This window comes from Mycoplasma parvum str. Indiana, assembly GCF_000477415.1.
Taxonomy (GTDB): domain Bacteria; phylum Bacillota_I; class Bacilli_A; order Mycoplasmatales; family Mycoplasmoidaceae; genus Eperythrozoon_A; species Eperythrozoon_A parvum.
This window is the reverse complement of the sequence record NC_022575.1, coordinates 486,176-506,888: the sequence shown is the minus strand read 5'-3', so window position 1 is coordinate 506,888 and position 20,713 is coordinate 486,176. Positions and strand designations below refer to the sequence as shown.

Here is a 20,713-nt window from a genome sequence, read left to right as displayed (position 1 = left end):
GTCCATAAATCATTAAAAAACTTCCCTTTAGGGAGGTATTTTAATTTGCCTGTTATTTTAATGTTTTTGTAGCAGTTCGTGGCTATTCGGGGGGAGTCAATACCTCTTCTTGAATTACAGTCAATAACTAAAAGATACGAAAGCAAAGGTGAATTAATACTTGATAACTTCAATTTAAAAATTGAAGAAGGTTCTTTTGTAACTATTATTGGGCCTTCTGGGTCTGGAAAAACAACAATACTTAATTTAATTGCGGGTTTTATAAAGCCTGATAAAGGAAAAATTCTTTTATCAGGTATTGATATAAAAGATATTCCTTCACATAAACGACCAACTTCTACAGTATTTCAAGATTATGCTCTTTTCCCACATATGGATGTTTACTCTAATATTGTTTTTGGCTTAAGAAAAAAAAGAGTTGAATTATTAAAACCTTCTGAATATAAAGAAAAAAAAGTTAATAAGTTTTTAAATAAATCTAAATTAAAAAGTTCTAAAAAATTAGAACAAATTGCTGGCGAGAAAGAAAAATATACTAAATCCCTTAAAAAATGAATTGCTTATCTTTCTATTGAGAGAGTCAATAGAAAAGGAATTTATTATAAATGCCTTCTTTTTTATTTAGGAATGCTTAAGTCTAAATTATTAGATTTAGATTATTGAAAATCCTGATGGGAATATTATCCCATTTTAAGGGAAAAAGAGCTTAAATTTAAATATTTATCTAGACCTTTCTCCGAAGAGGAGATGCAAGAAAAAGTAAAACAAATTATTTCATTAGTAGGTCTAGATAGTTATGAACATTCTGAAATAGATACTCTTTCAGGAGGAACTAAACAGAAAGTAGCTCTTGCAAGAGCTCTTATTACAGAGCCGCAAATAATATTATTGGATGAGCCTTTATCCGCAATTGATAAGGATATGAGAGAGAAAATGCAAATAGAACTTAAAAGATTGCATCAAACCCTTAAATTAACTTTTTTATTAATTACTCATGATCAAAAGGAAGCACTGCTTCTTTCTGATAAAGTAGTTGTATTAAAAAAAGGAAAAATAGAACAAATAGGTACACCTTCAGAAATATATGATTCCCCAGTTAATGAATGAGTAGCTAATTTTATGGGAAAATCTAATATTTTTGAGGGAATTTATATTTCCCCAGAAAAAGTAAGAGTAAATCAATTATTTTTTCAAATCTCTAATGTAAAGGGATTTACTCGTAATGAAAAAGTAAAAATAATGATTCGGCCAGAAGATTATGATGTAGTCGAATTAGGCAAAGGTTTTATTTCTGTAAAAGTAATTGACACTATATATAAAGGACAATTGTGGGAGCTTAAATGCTTATTTTTTGATTCAGTAATTTATGTAGAGGCTTTTAATGAAATTAAAAAAGGGGCTCATATAGATCTCCTTTGAGATCCAATAGATGTTCATTTAATGAAAGCTGAAGATAAAGCTCCTCTTCCCAAATGAAATTAGTTTTCACTTGAATTTCTTCAAAATTAAGAAGAATTGAACCTTTTTCTCTCCCCTTTATTATTTTTGTTGCAATAGCAATAGTTCTTCCTGCTATATTACTAACTGGTTATAGTTTTCAGGCGATATCTTCGCCTGAATTAAAGAGAAGACTAATCGAAAATAATAATATTTTTATTTCATTAGCTTTAAGTTTTTTTGTTTCTTCTTCCGCTTTGTTATTTACTTTACTTATTTCTTTCCCTTTGGCCATTCTTATTTGGTTTTATTCTTCCAATAAAACTAAAAGAAAAATATTTTTATTATTAACTTTCCCTTTATTAACCAACTATTTCATTAAATTAGTTGGATTAAAAAGTGCTTTTGATTTTTTTAATGGAGCTTTAAATAGCACTTCAGGAATAGGATATACAATTATCGGATTAACTTATTTGGCTTTACCTTTAGTAACCTATAACTTTATTAATACTCTATCAACTCTTCCAAAAGTTAAGAGTTGAGCTGTTAAAGATTTAGGCTACACTTTTTGAGGAGAATTATTTTTTTTAATTCTTCCTTGATCAAAAACAGCTTTTCTCTCTTCTTCTATCCTTTTCTTTTTGCCTTCTTTGTTTACTACTTTTATTTCAGAATTTTTAAATTCTGATGGAAGTTCTAGAATGATAGGAGAGCTAATAGCAGAGATTTCTAAGCAAGCTATTAGCTCTAATGAAACAAGACCTTTTGTAGCTTTTATAGCTAGTCTGCTGTTTACTATTGTTATTTTTTCTCTATTATTTAGTTCTTTATTTTTTAAAGCTATTAAAAAAAGTTATATTTGATTGAAAGAATTTATTTCTTTCAAGAGAAATAAAAAAAGTAGAAAAGAAAGAAGATTGAATTTATTTCTTCCTCAATCTTTAAATTTCAATAATTTTTAAATGAAATATTTTTTAAATTTCAAGCTCTTTGATAGTGTTAAATGATTTCACTTTTCAAAGAGAATGAGTATTCTCTCATTTTTTTTAATTCTTTATTTACCCTGATTGGTAGTAGTTTTATTATCTTTCAGAGAATCAGATTCAGAAAAAGGTACTATTTCCATTGATTTGAACGATAGTAGTAAAGCTTGAACTTTAAGAAATTATTTTGATTTATTTTCGCTGGATATTAGTAAAAATGATTCTTTTTGAATTAGTTTAAGGAATTCAGTTATTATAGCTGTGGCATCTGTATGCCCAGCATTATGAATTTCTATTATCAGCTCTTATGCTATATGAAAAAAAGGTGAAAAGCTTAAATCGTTAGTATTTAAACTTTCTAATTTATCTATTTCTTCTCCAGAAATAATTCAAGGATTATCTTTTATGCTGCTTTTTAGTGCTGTTTTATTACCTTTAGGTTTTAATTTTGGTTTTTTAACTATTGTTCTCTCTCATATAGCTCTTTTAGTTCCTTATGGAATTATTCTTATTTATCCTAAATTAGAAAAAATAAATAAAAAATTGCTTTTAGCTAGTCTTGATTTAAATTGCGGAGAATTAGAAACACTTTTAAAAGTAATACTTCCACAATTAAAAAGAGCAATTATTCTAGCTTTTATAGTATTAAGTTTGCTATCAATGGATGACTTTATTATTACTAATTTAGTTAAAGGTAGAAGTACTACTTTAACTACTCAAATGTACACAATGAAAAAAGGAATAAAAGTTTGAGCTCTCACTTTTGGCTCTTTATTGTTAATGGGCTCAATACTTTTTTATTTCTTACACTCTTTATTCAAAACCTGTAAAAGCAAGAAAAGAAATAATATTTATTTACTTAATTTGATGTAAATGAGTTTAAAACTTTTAACAGTACCTGTTTTAAGCTCATTTGTATTGCCCATCTCAATAATTAATTTACCTTTTTTTTCTAATAATGAAATAGTACTAGCTACTTATCAGTCTTACATTAGTAATGAATTAGCCTCAGAAGCTAACTCAAAATTTGGCGTTCAAACAGTTTATTTTGAGAACGATAGAGATATTTTGAGTGGTTTTAAAACAGGAGCTTATGATTTAGCAATTATTAGCTCTTCTACTTTAGAAGAAGCTATTGAAAAAAAAATAGTTAAACCAATTGATTGAGCTAAATTTAGTTCTTTAAATCAAGATTTAAAAGATAAATTAAAAAGTTTTAAAGAAAATCAAAATGAAAAAATTCAAGGCTTCAATTCTCTTTATTCCCCAATAGTTAATAATTTTTTCAAAGAAAAGCCCCAATTATCAGAGTACGGATTACCTTACTTTTTAAGTTATTTCACTTTTGCTTACAAATGTAAGGATTGCCCAAAAGAGTTAGATAATTCTTCTGGAAATTGAGGGGAGCAATTTCAAAGCATCATTAATCAAAAAGAAAAAGATAATAAATCCTTTAAATTAGGGATTATTGAAGATGAAGTAACAATATTATCCTTATCTAAATTAAGCTCTAAAGAATATAAAGATAAAAAAAGTTGAAAAGATAATCAAAATTCAAAAGATTTTTTTTCTCAATATAAAGAACTTTCTAAATTAGGATTAAGAAGTAAAAATAGAGATAGCTCTATTTTTATGAATTCTGATTCAGCTTTAATGTCTGAAATGTTTATTAAAGATCAATTACAAGGAGTTTTTATGTACAATGGAGATGCTCTTTATTCTTATAAAGAGTTAAAAAATAATAATGAAGAAAGAGCAAAAGATTTTAGACTTCTTAATATTTCCCCTTCATTATGACTTTTGGATCAAATAGCTATTTCTTATAAGATAAATGGAGAAAAAGAGGAGAAAATTTATAGATTTTTAGATAAATTATTATTTTCTGGGGCAATAAATAATAAAAATAAAGAAATTGAAACTCAAAAGACAGAAAGTAATAATATAAAAAATTCTTGAGCTTGAAGGAATTTTGAATTTCTTCAATATACCCCTGTTTTAAAAGAGATGCAAGAAGTAATAAAAGGGGAAAATAAAGATAAACAAGAGGAAAAAGAATATGATGATATGATGCTTAAATTACTTTTTGGAGGAGATAATGAGAAGGAATGTGGAGGTGCTTTGCAAAAAGAAGAAAAATGTAATATAGTTTTTGAGTCAGGAATGACAGATAGTCAGAATTTAGATTTATCATTAGCTTTTCAAAAATGAAAAAATAATAGATATTTTTAGATTTATTTTTTCATAAAAGTATAGAGAAAAAAGGATTTATATTGGGGATTGAATGCACTTGTGATGATAGTTCTGTAGCTATTTATTCATTAGAAGAAAAAAAAATAATTAATCAAATTACTTATTCTTCTAGAGATGAATATCACCAATATGGAGGAATTGTTCCTGAAATTGCAGCTAGAACTCATGAAAAAAATTTATTTCGTTCTTTAGAAGAGACTTTAAATAGCTGCAAACTTAAAATGGAAGATATTTCTTATATCTCTTATTCTGCTGAACCCGGATTAGATTCTTCTATTTTATCAGGAAGGATGTTAGCTACTACACTAGCAGTAGCTTTAGATAAAGTCTTATTGCCTATTAATCATTTAGAAGCCCATGTTTTTTCAATAGGTTTACAGGAAAAATTAATTTTTCCTTCTCTAACATTATTAATTACCGGTAAAAATACTATTGTCTATCAGTTAATAGATAATAAAAGAATTATTAAATTGGATGAATGTAAAGATTGTGCATTAGGAGAAGCTTATGATAAAGTAGCTAGAATAATGGGACTCAAATATCCTGGGGGGCCATTATTAGAAAAATATTACAACAAATATAAAGAATTTCCTCCTTTAACTAGAAGAAGTAAGAATATAACTAAATTAACACTTAATTTTTCTGGTTTAATTACTGCTTCCGATAGATATTGAAAGAAATTGCAAGAGAATGAAAATCTTTCTCTCGATAAAAAAAGAGAAGCTCTAAGTACTGCTTTTCAAAAAGAGATAATAGAAATATTGTTAATTAAATTGAAACATTGAGCTCAGAAAAGCTCAATTAAACAACTTTATATTGTTGGGGGAGTTAGCAAAAATGTAATAATTAGAGAAAATTTACTTAAATTCTTTTTAGAAAATAATTTAAATTGTTCTTTTATTTCTCCTGATTTAGCTGAAGATAATGGAGCTATGATAGCTTATAGAGCTAGTCTTTTAATTTAATAATTTAAGAAAATTTCTGTCAGAAATTATTCTTGCGAGGGAGTTGGCAGAGGCCATCCAGATAAGATTTCAGATCTTATATCTGACAGTATTTTAGATGCTTTAATTCAAAAAATAGGCATTAAAAAAACTAGATTTGCTGGCGAGGTTTTAGTTAGCTCTAAAAAAATAGTTATTGCTGGCGAGGGAAGTGCTCACCAGCAAGTAAATTTCAAGCAAATTGCTTCTAAGGTACTTCGAGAATTAGGATACAATTCTGAAGGTTTTGAATTCATTATTGATTACAAAGATCAATCTAGTGAACTATTTCAATTAAATAGTGATTCTTGTAAATTAACTCAAGATCAAGGAATAGTTTTTGGTTTTGCTTCTTCCCATACTTCTCATTATTTAGCTTTAGAATATTGCTTAACTAAAGAATTGCTTCTTAAAACTAAAGAGGCAATTCACAATAAAGTCTTTCATTGAGCTAAAGAAGACTATAAAGTATTAGTGAATTTAGAAGTAAAAAATAATGACTTTAAGAATGTTAGACTTAATTTTTTAGTTTTTTCTATTCAACATATAACTGATATAAGTAGAGAAGAAATTATTAAAGAATTGAAAGAAAAAATAATTTTTCCCTGTTTGAAGCAATTAAATATATTATGAGATTCCAAAACTTCTTGATATATTAATTCTTCAGGATCTTTCCAAATAGGCGGTTTAATAGCTGATACGGGAGTAACTAATAGAAAACAAATTGCAGATGCTTTTGGCCCCGCAGTCCATAGTGGAGGGGGAGGTCTTTGTGGAAAGGATCTTACAAAAATAGATAGATTAGGTTGTTATTTTGCTAGATGAGTGGCTAAAAATTTAGTAGCTGCGGGCTTAGCTACTCAATTAGAATTAAAAATAACTTATGCTATAGCTCAGGAAATAGCATTATCTTATGAAATTACTTTTTTTGAAAATTTGAAAAAAACACAAGAGGAAGTAATCAAAATTATTGAGGAATGTTTTCCGACTAAAGTGAGTGAAATTTTTGAATTATTCACTTCTTCTCCAATTACTTTCTCTAAATTAACTGAGATATCTAATTTTGGTAATTTTATTCCTAATCTCCCTTGAGAAAAATTAAATAGAGTAGAAATAATTAATGAATATTTACGAAGAACTTAAACTACTAAAAGAAGAGGTACAAAAAGCTTCCTCACGGGAAGCTTTAGATTGTGTTTTTAAAAAATGAAGGGAAAAATATCTTTTGCCTTTAAGAGAACAAATTAAAAACTTTTCTTCTCCGGAGGAAAAGAAGAAAGTAGGACTTCTTTTTAAAGAATTACAAGAAAAATCTCAGGAAATTTATCAAACTAAAAAAGATGAATTATCTACTTGAAAAAATATTTATGGAGAGCCAAGACCTTCTTTCTTAATTGAAGAAGAAAAAATTGCATATACTTCTGTGAATTTTTTAGCTGATTTTGTAAATAAATTATCTAATTTTTTAGAAAAATATAACTTTAACTATTATGAAGACAGCGAAATAGTTAAAGTTCATGAAAATTTTGATTCTCTTTTAATACCTGAGAATCATCCAGCAAGAGCTACTAGTGATAGTTTTTTTTTAAAAAATATTTCCAAAAATAGCGAGGGAGAAAAAATGCTTAGAACTCATAATACTACTAGCACTTTAGAGATTCTAAAAAAATTTAAGGGGAAAGAATTTAAAGGAGCTTCAATTGGATCGGTGTATAGAAAAGAAGATAATGATCCAACTCATTTATCCCAATTCACTCAATTAGATCTTGTTTGAGTCGGAAGAGATTTAAATTTAGAAAATTTAAGAGAGCTTGTTGAAGCTCTTTTAAATGATTTATTTAAAGATTCTTCTTGAAGTAAAGAATATGTATTAAGGCCCTCTTATTTTCCATTTACTTCCCCTTCTTTTGAGGTAGATTTGAGATGTAATTGTGGACTTTTAAGAGAATGTAGATTATGTAAGGGAAGTGGATGAATTGAAATTTTAGGGTGTGGATTCTTAGAAAATGAAATAATGAAGAAAACACATCCTAATCATTGCTCTTTAGCTCTTGGCTTGGGTGTAGAGAGAATTTGTATGCTTCAAAATTCAATTCAAGATATTAGATCTTTTTATGAAAATGATTTCACAAAGATAGTAAAAAGTGCAAATAAATTTTAAAAGTTGATTATCTCAAATAAACTTTTAGAGTTTTTATTGCCCGAAATAAAAAATGTCGACCAAAGGGATATTTGAAATGCTTTAATAAAAATTCAGTTAGAAATAAAAGACATAATATTAGAAACAAGCAATGATAAAGAACTTTCCATTAAATATATATATAGAGTAAAACCAGTTTGCTCTATCTTTGATTACCCATCTTTTTGGGTTTTATCTCAGGAATTAGCTTTAGTGTTAGATATTAAAAAAAAACCTTCAAGCCAAGAAATAAAATCTTTTCTTTTTGATGAAGAAATGATTTCTTATTTATTGAGACTTAATAATAGAAAAGTATCTTCAAATCATTCGGAAAATGTATGGCAATTTTTGCAATTAGTCTTTGGAGATCCAAAAAAAGATGAAACTATTTTTAAATTAGGAATTTGATCTTTTTTTAAGGATAAAGAAATAGAATGGGGCAAATGCCCTTTTCAAAATGAAGTTATTGAATTTTTAAAAATCTCAGATGAAAAAGAATTATTTTTGGGTGAAAAGGCTAGATCCCAAGTAATTCTATCTGAGTTATTACCTATTTTTAAAGAATTAAAAGAAGATTGAGAAAATGAAGTGGTTGATAGATTAATTCCATTTAATTTTTCTTTTGAAAAATTGAATTTTTCAGCAGAACAATGGGAAATTCATTGACCTTATTGATATAAACAAGAAAATTTACCTTCTTTCAATGAAATTCTTTTTAGATTGCTTTATTTTTCTTCTGCAATTAGAACAATAGAGGAGAAAAATTATGAAAAATTATCTGAAGGGCAAGTTGAGTTGAAGTCTCCCTTTTTATTTTTCCTTAAATTGAAAAATAATTTATTGAAAAAAGGATTTTTGGAATGCAATACCACTAAATTTGATATTTCAGAAATTAATAAATTAGCTGATGTAGTTTTGGAGCATAACCCTCAAGTCACCTTAAGAGATGATATTACTAATTCTCTTTTAAAACAAGTTTTACTTAGAAACTTAAATCAAGGGAGTAAGATATATCCAATTTTTGAGTTAGCTTATTGCCCTTGAAAGGAGACTTGAGAATTAGCTTTACTCTCTACAGTTTTGTTATTGGAGGGAGATAAAAGATATATTACTGAAAGAAAAATTTTCTTTTATTCTGAAAAACAACTTTATGAAATTGTGAAAGAGTTATTTAATAATGAGGTAGAAATTAAAAAATTAGAAAAATTTATAAGGATAGAACATTCAGGAGCTACTGAATTTGCTCATATTAATAAAAACAATGAGAAGATAGGAGTTATTAGAGTTCATAGATTAGAAGCTTTTGAAATTAGACATATGGAAGTAATTTCCATATGTATAAATTTGAAATCTTTTTATTAAATGTTTAAAATTAATAGAATTATTTGTTTTTTAATATATGCCGATCAATTCAGAGCTTTTAGAGCTTTCAATAAGGAAATGCTATTCAGATTTTTTAAAGTATTTTCAATTAATTAAAGATTTTGTTAAATCTTCTCTTCTCTTTTGAGAAGAGAAAGTAAATTGAGAAGAAATAGTGAAGATAGAGGCTGAATCTAATAATTTATATAGTAAAAATATTCTAGAAATAGAATGGCATTGTACTAAAAATACTCCTTCAAATGTTAAACTAAGATTTTTCTTGGCTCTTTTTTTGTCCGTTAAGGATTTAGAAAGATGTGGAGATTATTTATATTCTATAGCAAAAATAGCCACTAAAGAAGAAAATAGAGAATTAAAAGAAATTATTTTGCATTCACAAATTTGAGAAATAGTAACAGAATATTGTCAAAATATTTATTATTTTTTTGATAAATTTTCTGGAGAAATCGAGCAATTATCTTTTCAAGATATATTATTTAAAAAAACTGCATTATATGAAAAAATAACAAAAATTTCTATTCAATTAAATGAGCAATTATTGAAATTAAAGAGTCTAGAAAATTGAAATAATGAGCAATTTTCTCAAAAAAATGAATTAAATTTTTCTGAACAATTCAGAAATATTATTTCTCTTTCAAGATTACTTCAATTGGTTTTAGTAAAAATAGATAGATTTTTAGACCATATTTTTAATATAGTTGAAAATTTCTACTATATTAAAAATCAAAAGTTGCAATTACACTTAAGCACTTTATTAAAAGAAAATCATAGAACTGACTAATTTATTTTTAGTTAAGAAAAATTTAGAAAGTCTACTAAAAAGGAAGCCCTTTGCGACTACCTTTAAAGCTTATAGAATTCCATATTTTTTAGATCCACAAAAAAAGCTTTATCCTAAATTAATTAATTTTTATTATTCAATTAAACCATCTTTAGAAGAATCATTAACTCAATTATTAACTTCTGTTGTTAAGGTTAAAAATTATTTAGTAATTCCTGAAGAAATTCATAAAGCTCTTTTAATATTTTTGGAACAAAATCCAAATCAAAAATATGAAGAATTAACGGGAAATATTAAACAAGAATACAAAAGATATAGGAAATTATTTAATAAAAAGGAAAAAACTTCTAAATCTTTTCAATTACCTTTTGTTCCTATTATTTTTCAACCTAAAACAACAGTTCCTAATTTACAAGAAGCAATAGATTATTTTCAATCTTTATATTCTTCTGAATTAGAGAAAGAAGAAAAATTAGAAGAAGAAAAAAATAATGGTTAATTTAAGTTGTTTTTCTCTTTTAAATTTTCTCTATAAGCTTTATAACCATCAAAAAGAAGAAGATTGTTTTCAAAATAAAAAGCTTGATTATAAATCTTGGGCAAAATCAGAAAAGAAAGAGATTAAAAAATTAAAAAAAGATCATACTAAGGAGGTAATCAAAGAAGTAGTGAAGTTAAACAAAATACACAAAGGAACTGTTATATATCCTAATTCACCAGGATATGTTATTGAATGTAGAAATTTAGAAAAGTGATATTTCAATAAAAAAACTGGAGAATATGTTCGTATTTTAAAAAATGTTAATTTAAAAGTTAAATCTGGTGAGTTAGTAGTTATTTTAGGGGAGTCTGGATCCGGAAAGACAACTCTTCTAAATATACTTGCTGGAATGGAAAGAGCTTCTAATGGAGAGTCAATTGTTTATTCTCATTCCTTAACTACTATGAATCAAGAATGATTATCTTTTTTTAGATCTAAATATCTTTCTATTATTTTTCAAAATTATGCTTTAATTCCTGAATTAACAGTTAGAGAAAATATTTTGATAGGTCAACAAATTCAAAAAGATGTTAAAAAAAGATTAGATATAGATCAAATAGCAGAGCTATTGGGCATTTCGCAACAAATGTCTAAAAAACCTAGAGCTCTTTCTGGAGGTCAACAACAAAGAGTTTCTATTGCTAGAGCTTTAGCGAAAAATCCTAGTTTGATTTTTGCTGATGAACCTACGGGAGCTGTAGATGCAGATACCTGTAGAGACATCTTAAATATTTTTGTTGATATCAACAAAAAATATAAAACAACTATTTTTTTAATTACTCATAATAGATTAATTGCGAAAATAGCTCATAAAGTGGTACATATAGATAAAGGAATGATTATCTCTACAGTTACTCAAATTCCTGTACACCCAAATACTATTGATTGGCAAATTAGCTCTTAATTAGTTTTTATTTAAAGGAAAGTGTTTTGAGGCACTTTTCAGAACTCTTCTGAAAAAAAAGAAAAAATCAAGCTGAAAAGAGAAATTCTAAAGAAAAAGCAGGTTATAGTACCTAATCAAACCTTTTTAATGGACTCACTAAAACAATTTCAAACTAAAAGAGCTCAATATAGAATTCAATTTCCCTTGAAATTTTGGGTAACTAATTACAACTTTTTAATTAATGTATTTTTCTGACTTTTCTTTATTTGATCATTTTGAGTTGTTAGTGCTATAGCTTTTCCTACCAGTAGAACTCCAATAATTTCTTCCAATAATTTAGTAGTTATTTTTGAAACTGCTTTCAACTATATCACTAGACAACATAATCTTGACTCTATAAAGAATAGTTATAGATTAAATGTTCCGCATTGAAATTCAGACACTTATTCTTTTATTGGATTAGCACTAGTACTATTTTTAATAGGTGCTTTCTTAATTTTTATTATTAAAGATTTCTTGCTTCAAATGGAATACATTTTGAAGAAAGCTAGAGCAAATGTTTTATTAAAAAAAATTAATAATTTTTCTAGTTTTGCTTTCAAATTATCATTTCTTCAATTAATAAATATTCCTTGAGCAACTTTTGCTTTAGTTATGCTGTTTGGAAGAGGAATATATACAAATGAAGCTGATGAAAGTGGAGCATGATCTTTAATATTTGGGGGTAGCGGAGAACATACGCAAGGAATGACTTCTAAATTACCTCTAACCCCATTAGGCTATTTAACTTTTGTATTTAACTTTTGTTCTTTCTGAACTTCTATAGTAGTCTATAGAAAATATTTGAAAGAATTTTTCGCGGGAAATCCTTTCTTATTGCCTTTCTTTAGATTTATTTTTATTCCTTTGCAATCTTCTTATAAAATCTCCAAAAAAGCTAAAGATTCTCTTCAAATGAAGAGAACTAAGCCAATGAAAATGAGCAAATTAGAGAAGGAAAGAATTGAAAAAGAAAGTACTTCTTTCATTTCTTTAAAAAATGTAAATAAACATTTTGGCAATTTTCATGCTCTAAAAGATATTAATTTAAATATTGAGCAAGGGGAATTTATAGCTATTCTAGGGCCTTCTGGCTCTGGAAAAACTACTTTAATTAATCTTTTATCAGGAATAGATATTCCTACTAGCGGTCAATTAATAATAGATAAAGCTAATACTTCTATTTTTTCTGATAAAAAATTAACTGCCTTTAGAAGAGATAAGATAGGATATATTTTCCAAAATTATGCTTTAATACCTTATCTAACTGCTAGGGGTAATATAGAATTATCAACAGCTTTAACAACTGAAATGAAAACTCTTTGAGAGTCCTTTGTATCTCTAATAAAGAGATACAAAAATTTCATTAAAACAGGTTTAACCAGAGTTAAAGCTATAAAAAAAATATTCAATCAAATATTTATAGCTTCTGATACCGAAAATATAACACATTTGATTCATGCATTTAATTTATTACCTCATGAACATAAATATCCCAATCAGTTGTCCGGAGGACAACAACAAAGAGTTTCTATTGCTAGATCATTAATTAAGAGACCTAAAATATTATTCGCTGATGAAGCAACAGGAGCATTAGATCATGCTTCAGCAAAAATTATTTTGAAATTTTTCAAATTAATTAATAAATATGCAAAAACCACTATTATTATGATTACTCATAATCCTGTAATAGCAACTATTACAGATAGAGTAATTAAGATAGACGGAGGAAGAATAGTGGAAGATTATAGGAATTTTAATCCCATTTCAGTCGATAAATTAACTAATCTTTAATAAATCCACAATTTTTTCTTTGTGTTAAAATCTCTTTGCTTTTAATTTTTTTAGATTAGAGATTAAAGTTTTGAGGTATATTATCCTAAATGAGCAAAGTTTTATTGAAAAGATTTTTACCAATTTCTTTAGTTGGGATTTCTGTATCAACTATTTATTTAGTTTTAGTTAGCTCTAATTCTTTTGGGGGTAATAGCCCCAAAAAGTGACCTGTGGGATCTATAGGTGTGAAAGTTTGATTTGATCAAAGCTATATAAAAGAATGATTAGTTAATGGAAATGGAATTGCTTCCGATTATTTTGATCGTAGAGATTCTACTTTTTTTAATAAGCCAGAAAATAATAAATCTTTTAAATTGGAGGAAAAGAATGTAAAAGATTCTGATTTATCTAATAATTCTTTAAAAATTTCATTTAATGAATATGAAAGCAAAAATAGAGATTTTTGAAGTAGTAATTTTGTTTTGACAGGAACTTCTTGCGAGCAAATACAGAAAGATTTAAGCGAATATTATAAATACAGAACTAAGAAAGGCGAAGGAGAACAAGATAATGGTTTAGAAAAACTTTGGTTAAAAGATGGAAAAATATTCTATAAAACTGGTTATAGATCTCCTTTTGGAATTATTCCTGTAACACTCGTAGCAGGAGGATTTAAATGTGCTAATCTTTAATTTTTTAATTTTTTCCCCCTCTTCTGGGGAGAGAGAAATTTAAATAAGTATTTATTTACTTTATTTTTTGAAATAAACAAGACAATAGTGTTATAGTGTTATAATTTTTTAAAAATTAAAAATTTGATGTTTTATATTTTTTAAATGGAAAAAATTTTAGTAAGAAAAATTTTGCCAGTTTTTTTGATTGGATCATCTGTTGGAGGAGCATTTTGAATAAATAATTATTTTTATAAAAAATGACCTAAAAATTCTTTAGGAATCAAAGTTTGGTTTGATAGAAGCTATATTAATGAATTATTAGTTGGAGGAAATTGAATAGCTTCTGATTTTTTTGATAGAAACGATTCTAGTTTCTTCAAAAAAGAAAAAAGTGATAAGTCTTTTAAATTAATACAAAAAGATTTAAGTGATTCTGAGCTTCCATCTTCCCTAAATATTCCATCAAATGAAACCGCAAATAGAAACTTCTGAAGTAAGAATTTTGTTATTACAGGACTTAACTGCAAAGAAGTTGAGTCTAAATTAGATGAATATTATAGATTTAGAACAAAATCAAAAGAAAATGAGGTAGATAATGGTTTAGAAAAACTTTGGTTAAAAGATGGAAAAATATTCTATAAAACTGGTTATAGATCTCCTTTTGGGATTTTACCAGTAACTCTTATAGCTGGAGGCTTTAAATGTATTAGTTTTTAAAGATTTAGTGATTAATTTGAATTATTTTTATTTAGTTAGCAACAAACATGAATCTATTTAAATTATTAATTTCAGGCATATCTGGTACTACTTTAGTTGTAGGAAGTAGTTTTGGAATTATGCATTCTACAGGTTTTTTTAATGAAAAAGGAAATCTTATTCCCTCTAAAGATAGTTTTTCTAATCAAAAAAATAATGAAGATTCAGAATGAAATAATCAAGTTTCTCATATATTACAAGTAAAAATTGAAGGTTTTTTTAATCAAGAAATAGAAAAAGAGTTAAGTAAATATAAAGGAAAACCAAAACAATTTTCTGATTCTGGACATATAGAATATTTAAAAGTTGAAACTGATAGTTTAATACCGACTACAGAATTAGGTAGAGATAAATGAGTCTTAAAAAATTGAAATAACAAAGATTGAACTATATTAAAGTTCTATTTCAGACAAGGAAGTTGTAAAGAAGAACTATCAAATTTCAGTAAAGAAAGAACATGAGTTGAAGTTAATGAAAAAGGATTTAAAAAATTAAGAAAAGAAATTAAGAGTCAATTAAAGATGATGAAAGAAAATAAGTCTGAATTAGAAGAAAAAGAAATATTACAAAATGTAGAAATATCCTGTTTTGATAAAAAAATAATTTCTGAATTTAATAATTTTTCAGAAGAAATAATTAACCCTACTAAATCTTCACATATAGTTCAGATTGAATGAGAAGGAGAAATTAATTCAAAAGCTAAGGATGATTTAATTAATACTCTTTCTTTGTACGATATTTCTAAAGATTCTTGAAAATTAAAAGAAAAATTTGGGGGAATTCAAACAAGATATTCGGGAGAAATTTTAAATCTAGAAAAATTCGAAGAAAAACCATTTAAAAGTATTAATAAATTATTTTTTACTTCTGGTAGTTGTCAACAAGAATCAGAAATATTAAAAGTTAAAGATTTATTAACTGAAATAAGCAAAAATATGAAAATTATTGATGAAAGTTTGGGAGAAGATAATGGAAGGTTTTGAGTAAATCAAAATAGAAAACCAGCTCATTTACAATCAGAAAATGTCGATTTTTCTAATAATCGAAATCATAAGAATATAAAAATTAGTTGTTTTAATAGAACTTCTTAAAAAATGAGTAAATTATTATCTTTAGGAATTATTGGGAGTACTTTCGCTTTAGGAGGGGGAGCAACTACAATGGCTATTTATAGAGAACAAATTTTTGGAAGTCATCAGGAAAATCAAAGATTTATTGAAAAAGTATTACTTGAAGATGCAAATTGAGGATCTGGAAATACTCATGTTTTGCAAGCAAAAGCTACGGGAACTTTAGATAAAGAAAAGGTTAGAAATGAGATTATGAAAGCTTTAAGTAATAGAAATTTAGATATTTTTGAGAATACATCTTATCAACATTCTGATAAATACAGAAATATAGAAAGTAGTAGTTTCATTTTCACTTGGGAAAATGGAAGTGATGAATGATTTAATAGAAAGACAAATGAAAAGGAGAGTTCATTGCTGTTTAATTTATATTTCAATAATGGAAAATGTGAGCAAGAATTAAATAATTTCAATAAAGATGGTTGACAAAAATCTAAAGATAAAGGAAGAGACAAGTTTTATAAGAAGATATATAAGTTAGATAATGACAATCAAGATGAAAATAATTTAGATTTTCAATTAGAAGTGGATTGTTTCAATAAAGAGGATTTAAAGACTAGTAATCTTTGAAATAAAGAAATAAATACTAAATATGGAGTTCAATTTGAATGAACAGGCTCTATAAATTCTCAAGCTAAGGATTCTTTATTAAATACTCTAATTTCAGATGAATCTTCTAATGTAGAAAAACAAGCTGCAAGCCAAAGTCGAAGTTTTATGAGAAGAACTTTAAATATCAATAATTCAGTGGGTGGAATTCAATATAGATATTCAGGAAGTAATTCAGATTCAGATAGAAAAGGTGTTGTAAGAATTTTCTATCTGAATGGAAAATGTGAAAATTTAGCAAATAAAAATGGATTAAAGCTTACGAATAATGGAAAGAAAACTAAATGAAAGATTTCATTAAATGAAGAAGAGAATGTGAATAATGGTTTTTCTGTCGGATTTAAAGCGCAACCTATTCAATTAACTAAACTAGAAACAAATAATGAGGGCTCTTCAGATAAAGTTGTGGAAATTAGTTGTTTTTAATAATTAAAAATAACTTCCTCTTAAAAAGTAAATTTAATTCTGAAAATTATTAAATAGAGATTAATTAAAACCCCCAAAAAAGGGGGTTTTTTAATCCTAAAAAGCCTTAGATTGAGCTAAATTAAAAAATTATTTTCAGATTTTGCAAATTAAAAATTAGTAAAATAATTTTTCCTTAAAAGATATTTAATTAATAGATATAAATGGCTTATTTAGGAGCGTTTTTAGGTGTTATATTCCCTTGAACACTGAGTAATGGTGACATGAGTGTGGCTGATGATAAGGAAAAATCATCAATAGAATGCAAATTTGTGGATGACAAAACCAATAAGTCATCATCTTCAACTAAAAAAATTTCTCCAAATAATTGTATTTCAATGGAAGAGTTTTTAAGAAAAGTAGTAAAAATATTAGAAGATGAAAGACCAATTAAAAGTAGAAATATTGTTAAATTTCCCAGAATTTATAAGACACTGTGAGAAACTTTTGTATTTTCTAAAGGTGAAAAATATTGTGCGCGAGCATCATGGGATTTTTATGCACAACTAAGAATAATAGAAAAAGGTTGCGCAGGATGGACAAAAAGTATTTCTGATGATGGGATCAAAAAAGATCCCGATAAGGTAGTTTATTGAATTAGAGGAGAGAAAAGGGCAGTTGCAAGATATCTAAATAAATTAGGATTTTTAAGGGGAAATTTTGAAGAAAAGGATGAAAAAATGAATTGAAGAATGTATAAGACTCTTTGTCATGGGAATTTTTTTAGGTATAGGGATCAAGTAGAAATAACTTGTGAAACCTAATTAATTAAATAAGAGCTAATTAAAACCCCCACTTTATTGGGGGGTTTTTTTTTAAATTATCTTAAAAGTTAGTTAAATATTTAATTAATAATTGATGAGTGAAAAATGAGAATGAGTAACTTTGGATAAGTTGGGGAAAATTAATTGCGATAAGGCAATTCCTGAAAAAAGGTAGACAATTTTCTTTTTTTCTTTAACGGTAGTATACCTATAATAGATGGGTCAAGCTGTTAACTCTTGCAGATTATATATTCTTGTATATTCCTATTTTTAAAAGCATTAGAAAATTAAATTCACGTGGATTAAGTTACAGTAAACTTTTTCCGGAAGATACAGTATGCACAGTTATAAGAGGAAGTTACTCTTTAAAAACTTCGATTTTAAAAAGATGTTTGTTGTTTAACTAATGATGTAAATTCATTCAACTCATTTCTTGAATTTTCTGATCCTAAATTTATTAAATATTGTTTTGATTCGAAAATAATTTCAAAACAAATATCTTCTTATAAAAAATACGCTATAGCTCAACCTATGTTGTGCTCGCATTATATATTATCTATTAAATTACCTAAGCCTCTCTTAGAAGTTCAACAAAAGATAGGAGAAATTCTTTCCAAATATGATCTAATACTTGATAATCATGAAAAACAGATTGAAATATTTAAAAAGTTAAAAAAATCATTATTTAAAGAGTGGTTCATTAAATTAAGATTTCCTAATTATGAAAATTACACCATCCGGGAGGGGATACCTTAAGGTTGAACGAGAGTCAAAGTGGGAGAGACTGCAAAAATCTCTAAGGGATCTAAATCTGCTAGTCATGTAAATTTATTGGGGGGGTGGAGAAAAATATCCATTTTTTTACATGTTCACTTAAAATACAATACTTTTTTACATATTCTTTTGAAAAATTATCTATACTAATATCCTCGCAAAATGGAAGCGCTTGACATACAAAAATTTACCAAGGTAAGTTTGAAGCAAGCAATGCAACAATAATTCTTATTCCAAATGATGAGTATATTTGTTATTAGAGTTTCTTAATTATTTACTCCCTAAAAAATATAAAGAAACTACTGCAAAAACTTCTCTAAAACATTTATCTCCATTTGTACTTAAAAATTTGGAAATACTCATTCCAGACCAAAAAATATTGGAAAAATTCAATAATTTTTGAAAAGATATTCATTCTAAGATTGAAAAATTAGAACAAAAAATTGAAGAACAAAGAGACAAAATTTTGTTTATTAATGCATCATTATTGAAGATAAAAAATTAGCATATGAAGATATAAAAGAAAACTTTGAGAGAAAATGAATTTAGAGAAGAAAGAAAATTTTCAACGAAGAATTGATATTTTTGTTGAAAATTGAAATAATCTTTTTGATTTAGAAATTCAAGATTTAAAAGAACTTTATAAAAATTTAAAAGTTGAAAGAAAAAACACAAAAGAAGTTAAAAAATGGACTTACTATTTCTGGAAATGCAATTTTTGAAAAAATTAAAAATTGCGATGAATTAAAAGAAATAGAAGAAGAAAAACTGAAAAATGGTTGTGTTTATCTTGATTGCAAAATGATGAAGAAATTTAAAAAATTCAAAAGTCTTAAAGAGTCATTTAATCTTTTTGATGAAAATGAAAGTGCAAATTCTGGAATTAGAAAAAATATTTGATTATCTTTACTAACTGGCATTGATTCTCCAGAATTGGAATTAAAAAGAGAAAATTTTGAATTTGTTTATAACTGTTATAAAAAATTGTTTTTAAAAAGACCTGTTTGATTTGATCGACAACCTACAAGCTTTATTTAGTTAGTTTTTATTAAATAATTATTTTTACCTTTTTGGGGAAAAATTCAGAATGTTACAAAATGGTGGAGACTATGGGGTTCGAACCCACGACCTTCTGAGTGCAAATCAGATGCTCTGCCAAACTGAGCTAAATCCCCAAATGGTGGAGGTAGATGGGATCGCACCATCGACCTCTCCCTTATCAGGGGAGTGTTCTAACTACTGAACTATACCTCCGATATTAACCTAATTTAATGTTATTGGCTTTTTAATAATCATCAAGTAAAAAAGAATCACTGAATTCCAGTTTCAATAGAAACTGGTAATTGTATTGATATTTTAAATCCGATTCTTTTACTACTTTTACTATTCTCTTTTTAATATTTTCTAACTCAATTCATTTAAATTCTTCTGGTTTTAAAAAAATTTTAATTATATGGCCTCCAGCAAGGAATTCTACTTTAGAAATTTCTTTAATGTCAGATAAAAGAGAATTTATTTTTTCTTTTCTTTCTTTAGTCTTTTCTAATTGAAAAGGTCTAGCACCTAGTCTTCCAGCAGACAATTTATCCATTGATCTAACAATGGATAAATAAGGATTATTTATATTAGTTTCATAATTATGGTGAAACTGAATAGTTTCAATTATGTAATTATCTAGTTTAAATTGATTAGCTAACTTAATTCCTTCTATTACATGATCGGAATATTGTCCCACTACTTTTCCTATATCATGAAAAAAAGCAGCTCTTTTGGCTTCTATTAAATTCAAATTTATTTGGGAGGCGAAATTAGCGCTAAAAATGCTAACTTCTAAAAGATGTTCTAATAAATTTTGGTGGTAAGAAAAGAAAAATTTAGTTTTTCCAACTAAATAACTTAATTCCTCATTAATTTCTTCATCTTTGTAATTCAAAAAATCAACAAGAATTTTTTTACCTAGTTCTCTTGTTTTTTCTTTGCATTCAATAATAATTTCTTCAAAAAAAGTTTGTAATTTTTCTTTATTAATTTCTTGGAGAGAGATAGATGAATCATTGATTAATTGTTGAAAAAATGAAGAAGCAAATTCCATCTTTTCATAATCAAATTTCAATTTGGATTGTTCTTCAGCAGTTTGTGAGATTTCTATACAAATTGGAAAAATTGTTCTCTTTTCATAATCTTTAGGTGCTAAAATTCTAAAACCAGTAATCTCGCTAGAGAGATTACTTAACTGAGTAGAAGTATCTAGTAATTCTTTAATTTTTTCTTTTTTAGTTTCTGAAGAAGTGGAATAATTCAATTGA

General features: G+C 26.4%; 21 protein-coding genes and 2 tRNA genes. 20 read left to right on the top strand and 3 right to left on the bottom strand.

Annotated features, from left to right (window positions below; all coding sequences use genetic code 4):
• The first annotated feature begins 84 nt into the window (after positions 1–84).
• The 20 genes from PRV_RS02570 (at position 85) to PRV_RS02475 (ending at position 19,445) form a co-directional block, all read left to right on the top strand.
• Complete coding sequence (locus PRV_RS02570; protein ID WP_043896211.1) at positions 85–1,482, top strand: ABC transporter ATP-binding protein; 1,398 nt, start codon at positions 85–87, stop codon at positions 1,480–1,482.
• Positions 1,473–2,399 carry a hypothetical protein gene (locus PRV_RS02565; RefSeq protein ID WP_022770517.1) on the top strand — a complete coding sequence of 309 codons (927 nt, stop codon included), beginning with the start codon at positions 1,473–1,475 and terminating at the stop codon, positions 2,397–2,399. The genes PRV_RS02570 and PRV_RS02565 overlap by 10 nt, the downstream gene beginning before the upstream one ends.
• Positions 2,400–2,462: 63 nt before the next feature.
• Positions 2,463–3,293 (top strand): ABC transporter permease, encoded by an 831-nt coding sequence (locus tag PRV_RS02560; protein ID WP_236608065.1) that lies wholly within the window; start codon positions 2,463–2,465, stop codon positions 3,291–3,293.
• Positions 3,294–4,649: a type 2 periplasmic-binding domain-containing protein gene (locus PRV_RS02555; protein WP_043896093.1), complete on the top strand. Its 1,356-nt coding sequence runs from the start codon at positions 3,294–3,296 to the stop codon at positions 4,647–4,649.
• 41 nt (positions 4,650–4,690) lie between these two features.
• Complete coding sequence (tsaD, locus tag PRV_RS02550; protein WP_022770506.1) at positions 4,691–5,635, top strand: tRNA (adenosine(37)-N6)-threonylcarbamoyltransferase complex transferase subunit TsaD; 945 nt, start codon at positions 4,691–4,693, stop codon at positions 5,633–5,635.
• Positions 5,636–5,647: 12 nt separating this feature from the next.
• Positions 5,648–6,796 (top strand): methionine adenosyltransferase domain-containing protein, encoded by a 1,149-nt coding sequence (locus tag PRV_RS02545; protein WP_043896091.1) that lies wholly within the window; start codon positions 5,648–5,650, stop codon positions 6,794–6,796.
• Complete coding sequence (locus PRV_RS02540) at positions 6,774–7,814, top strand: tRNA ligase subunit PheS family protein (protein WP_022770495.1); 1,041 nt, start codon at positions 6,774–6,776, stop codon at positions 7,812–7,814. The genes PRV_RS02545 and PRV_RS02540 overlap by 23 nt, the downstream gene beginning before the upstream one ends.
• Before the next feature lie 3 nt (positions 7,815–7,817).
• Positions 7,818–9,194, top strand: coding sequence for a hypothetical protein (locus tag PRV_RS02535; protein ID WP_022770491.1), 1,377 nt, complete (start codon positions 7,818–7,820; stop codon positions 9,192–9,194).
• Between the two features lie 37 nt (positions 9,195–9,231).
• On the top strand, positions 9,232–9,996 hold the full coding sequence (locus PRV_RS02530; RefSeq protein WP_022770488.1) for a PhoU domain-containing protein: 765 nt from the start codon (positions 9,232–9,234) through the stop codon (positions 9,994–9,996).
• A 247-nt stretch (positions 9,997–10,243) separates the two neighbouring features.
• Positions 10,244–10,495 carry a hypothetical protein gene (locus PRV_RS03145; protein WP_022770485.1) on the top strand — a complete coding sequence of 84 codons (252 nt, stop codon included), beginning with the start codon at positions 10,244–10,246 and terminating at the stop codon, positions 10,493–10,495.
• On the top strand, positions 10,488–11,441 hold the full coding sequence (locus tag PRV_RS02520) for an ABC transporter ATP-binding protein (protein ID WP_022770481.1): 954 nt from the start codon (positions 10,488–10,490) through the stop codon (positions 11,439–11,441). Before PRV_RS03145 ends, PRV_RS02520 begins: the two co-directional genes overlap by 8 nt.
• A gap of 21 nt (positions 11,442–11,462) precedes the next feature.
• Positions 11,463–13,256, top strand: a complete 1,794-nt coding sequence (locus PRV_RS02515) for an ABC transporter ATP-binding protein (RefSeq protein WP_022770480.1) — start codon at positions 11,463–11,465, stop codon at positions 13,254–13,256.
• An 89-nt stretch (positions 13,257–13,345) separates the two neighbouring features.
• Positions 13,346–13,930 carry a hypothetical protein gene (locus tag PRV_RS02510; protein WP_022770476.1) on the top strand — a complete coding sequence of 195 codons (585 nt, stop codon included), beginning with the start codon at positions 13,346–13,348 and terminating at the stop codon, positions 13,928–13,930.
• Positions 13,931–14,101: 171 nt separating this feature from the next.
• Complete coding sequence (locus PRV_RS02505) at positions 14,102–14,629, top strand: hypothetical protein (protein WP_236608064.1); 528 nt, start codon at positions 14,102–14,104, stop codon at positions 14,627–14,629.
• Between the two features lie 47 nt (positions 14,630–14,676).
• On the top strand, positions 14,677–15,759 hold the full coding sequence (locus tag PRV_RS02500) for a hypothetical protein (RefSeq protein ID WP_022770469.1): 1,083 nt from the start codon (positions 14,677–14,679) through the stop codon (positions 15,757–15,759).
• 3 nt (positions 15,760–15,762) lie between these two features.
• On the top strand, positions 15,763–16,830 hold the full coding sequence (locus PRV_RS02495) for a hypothetical protein (protein WP_022770465.1): 1,068 nt from the start codon (positions 15,763–15,765) through the stop codon (positions 16,828–16,830).
• A 203-nt stretch (positions 16,831–17,033) separates the two neighbouring features.
• Positions 17,034–17,633 (top strand): hypothetical protein, encoded by a 600-nt coding sequence (locus PRV_RS02490; RefSeq protein WP_022770461.1) that lies wholly within the window; start codon positions 17,034–17,036, stop codon positions 17,631–17,633.
• Positions 17,634–18,032: 399 nt separating this feature from the next.
• On the top strand, positions 18,033–18,389 hold the full coding sequence (locus PRV_RS02965; RefSeq protein ID WP_084612778.1) for a restriction endonuclease subunit S: 357 nt from the start codon (positions 18,033–18,035) through the stop codon (positions 18,387–18,389).
• A 268-nt stretch (positions 18,390–18,657) separates the two neighbouring features.
• On the top strand, positions 18,658–18,912 hold the full coding sequence (locus PRV_RS02480; protein WP_022770454.1) for a restriction endonuclease subunit S domain-containing protein: 255 nt from the start codon (positions 18,658–18,660) through the stop codon (positions 18,910–18,912).
• Between the two features lie 152 nt (positions 18,913–19,064).
• The gene (locus PRV_RS02475; protein WP_022770446.1) at positions 19,065–19,445 is read left to right on the top strand and encodes a hypothetical protein; all 381 of its coding nucleotides are present in this window, start codon (positions 19,065–19,067) and stop codon (positions 19,443–19,445) included.
• A gap of 60 nt (positions 19,446–19,505) precedes the next feature.
• Here the strand turns inward: PRV_RS02475 and PRV_RS02470 are convergent.
• The 3 genes from PRV_RS02470 to PRV_RS02460 form a co-directional block, all read right to left on the bottom strand.
• Positions 19,506–19,582, bottom strand: a tRNA-Ala gene (locus PRV_RS02470).
• Between the two features lie 3 nt (positions 19,583–19,585).
• Positions 19,586–19,661: transfer RNA gene (locus tag PRV_RS02465), tRNA-Ile, on the bottom strand.
• Between the two features lie 31 nt (positions 19,662–19,692).
• A complete protein-coding gene (locus PRV_RS02460; RefSeq protein ID WP_022770443.1) occupies positions 19,693–20,709 on the bottom strand; it encodes an HDIG domain-containing metalloprotein in 1,017 nt (338 codons plus the stop codon).
• Positions 20,710–20,713: the final 4 nt, after the last annotated feature.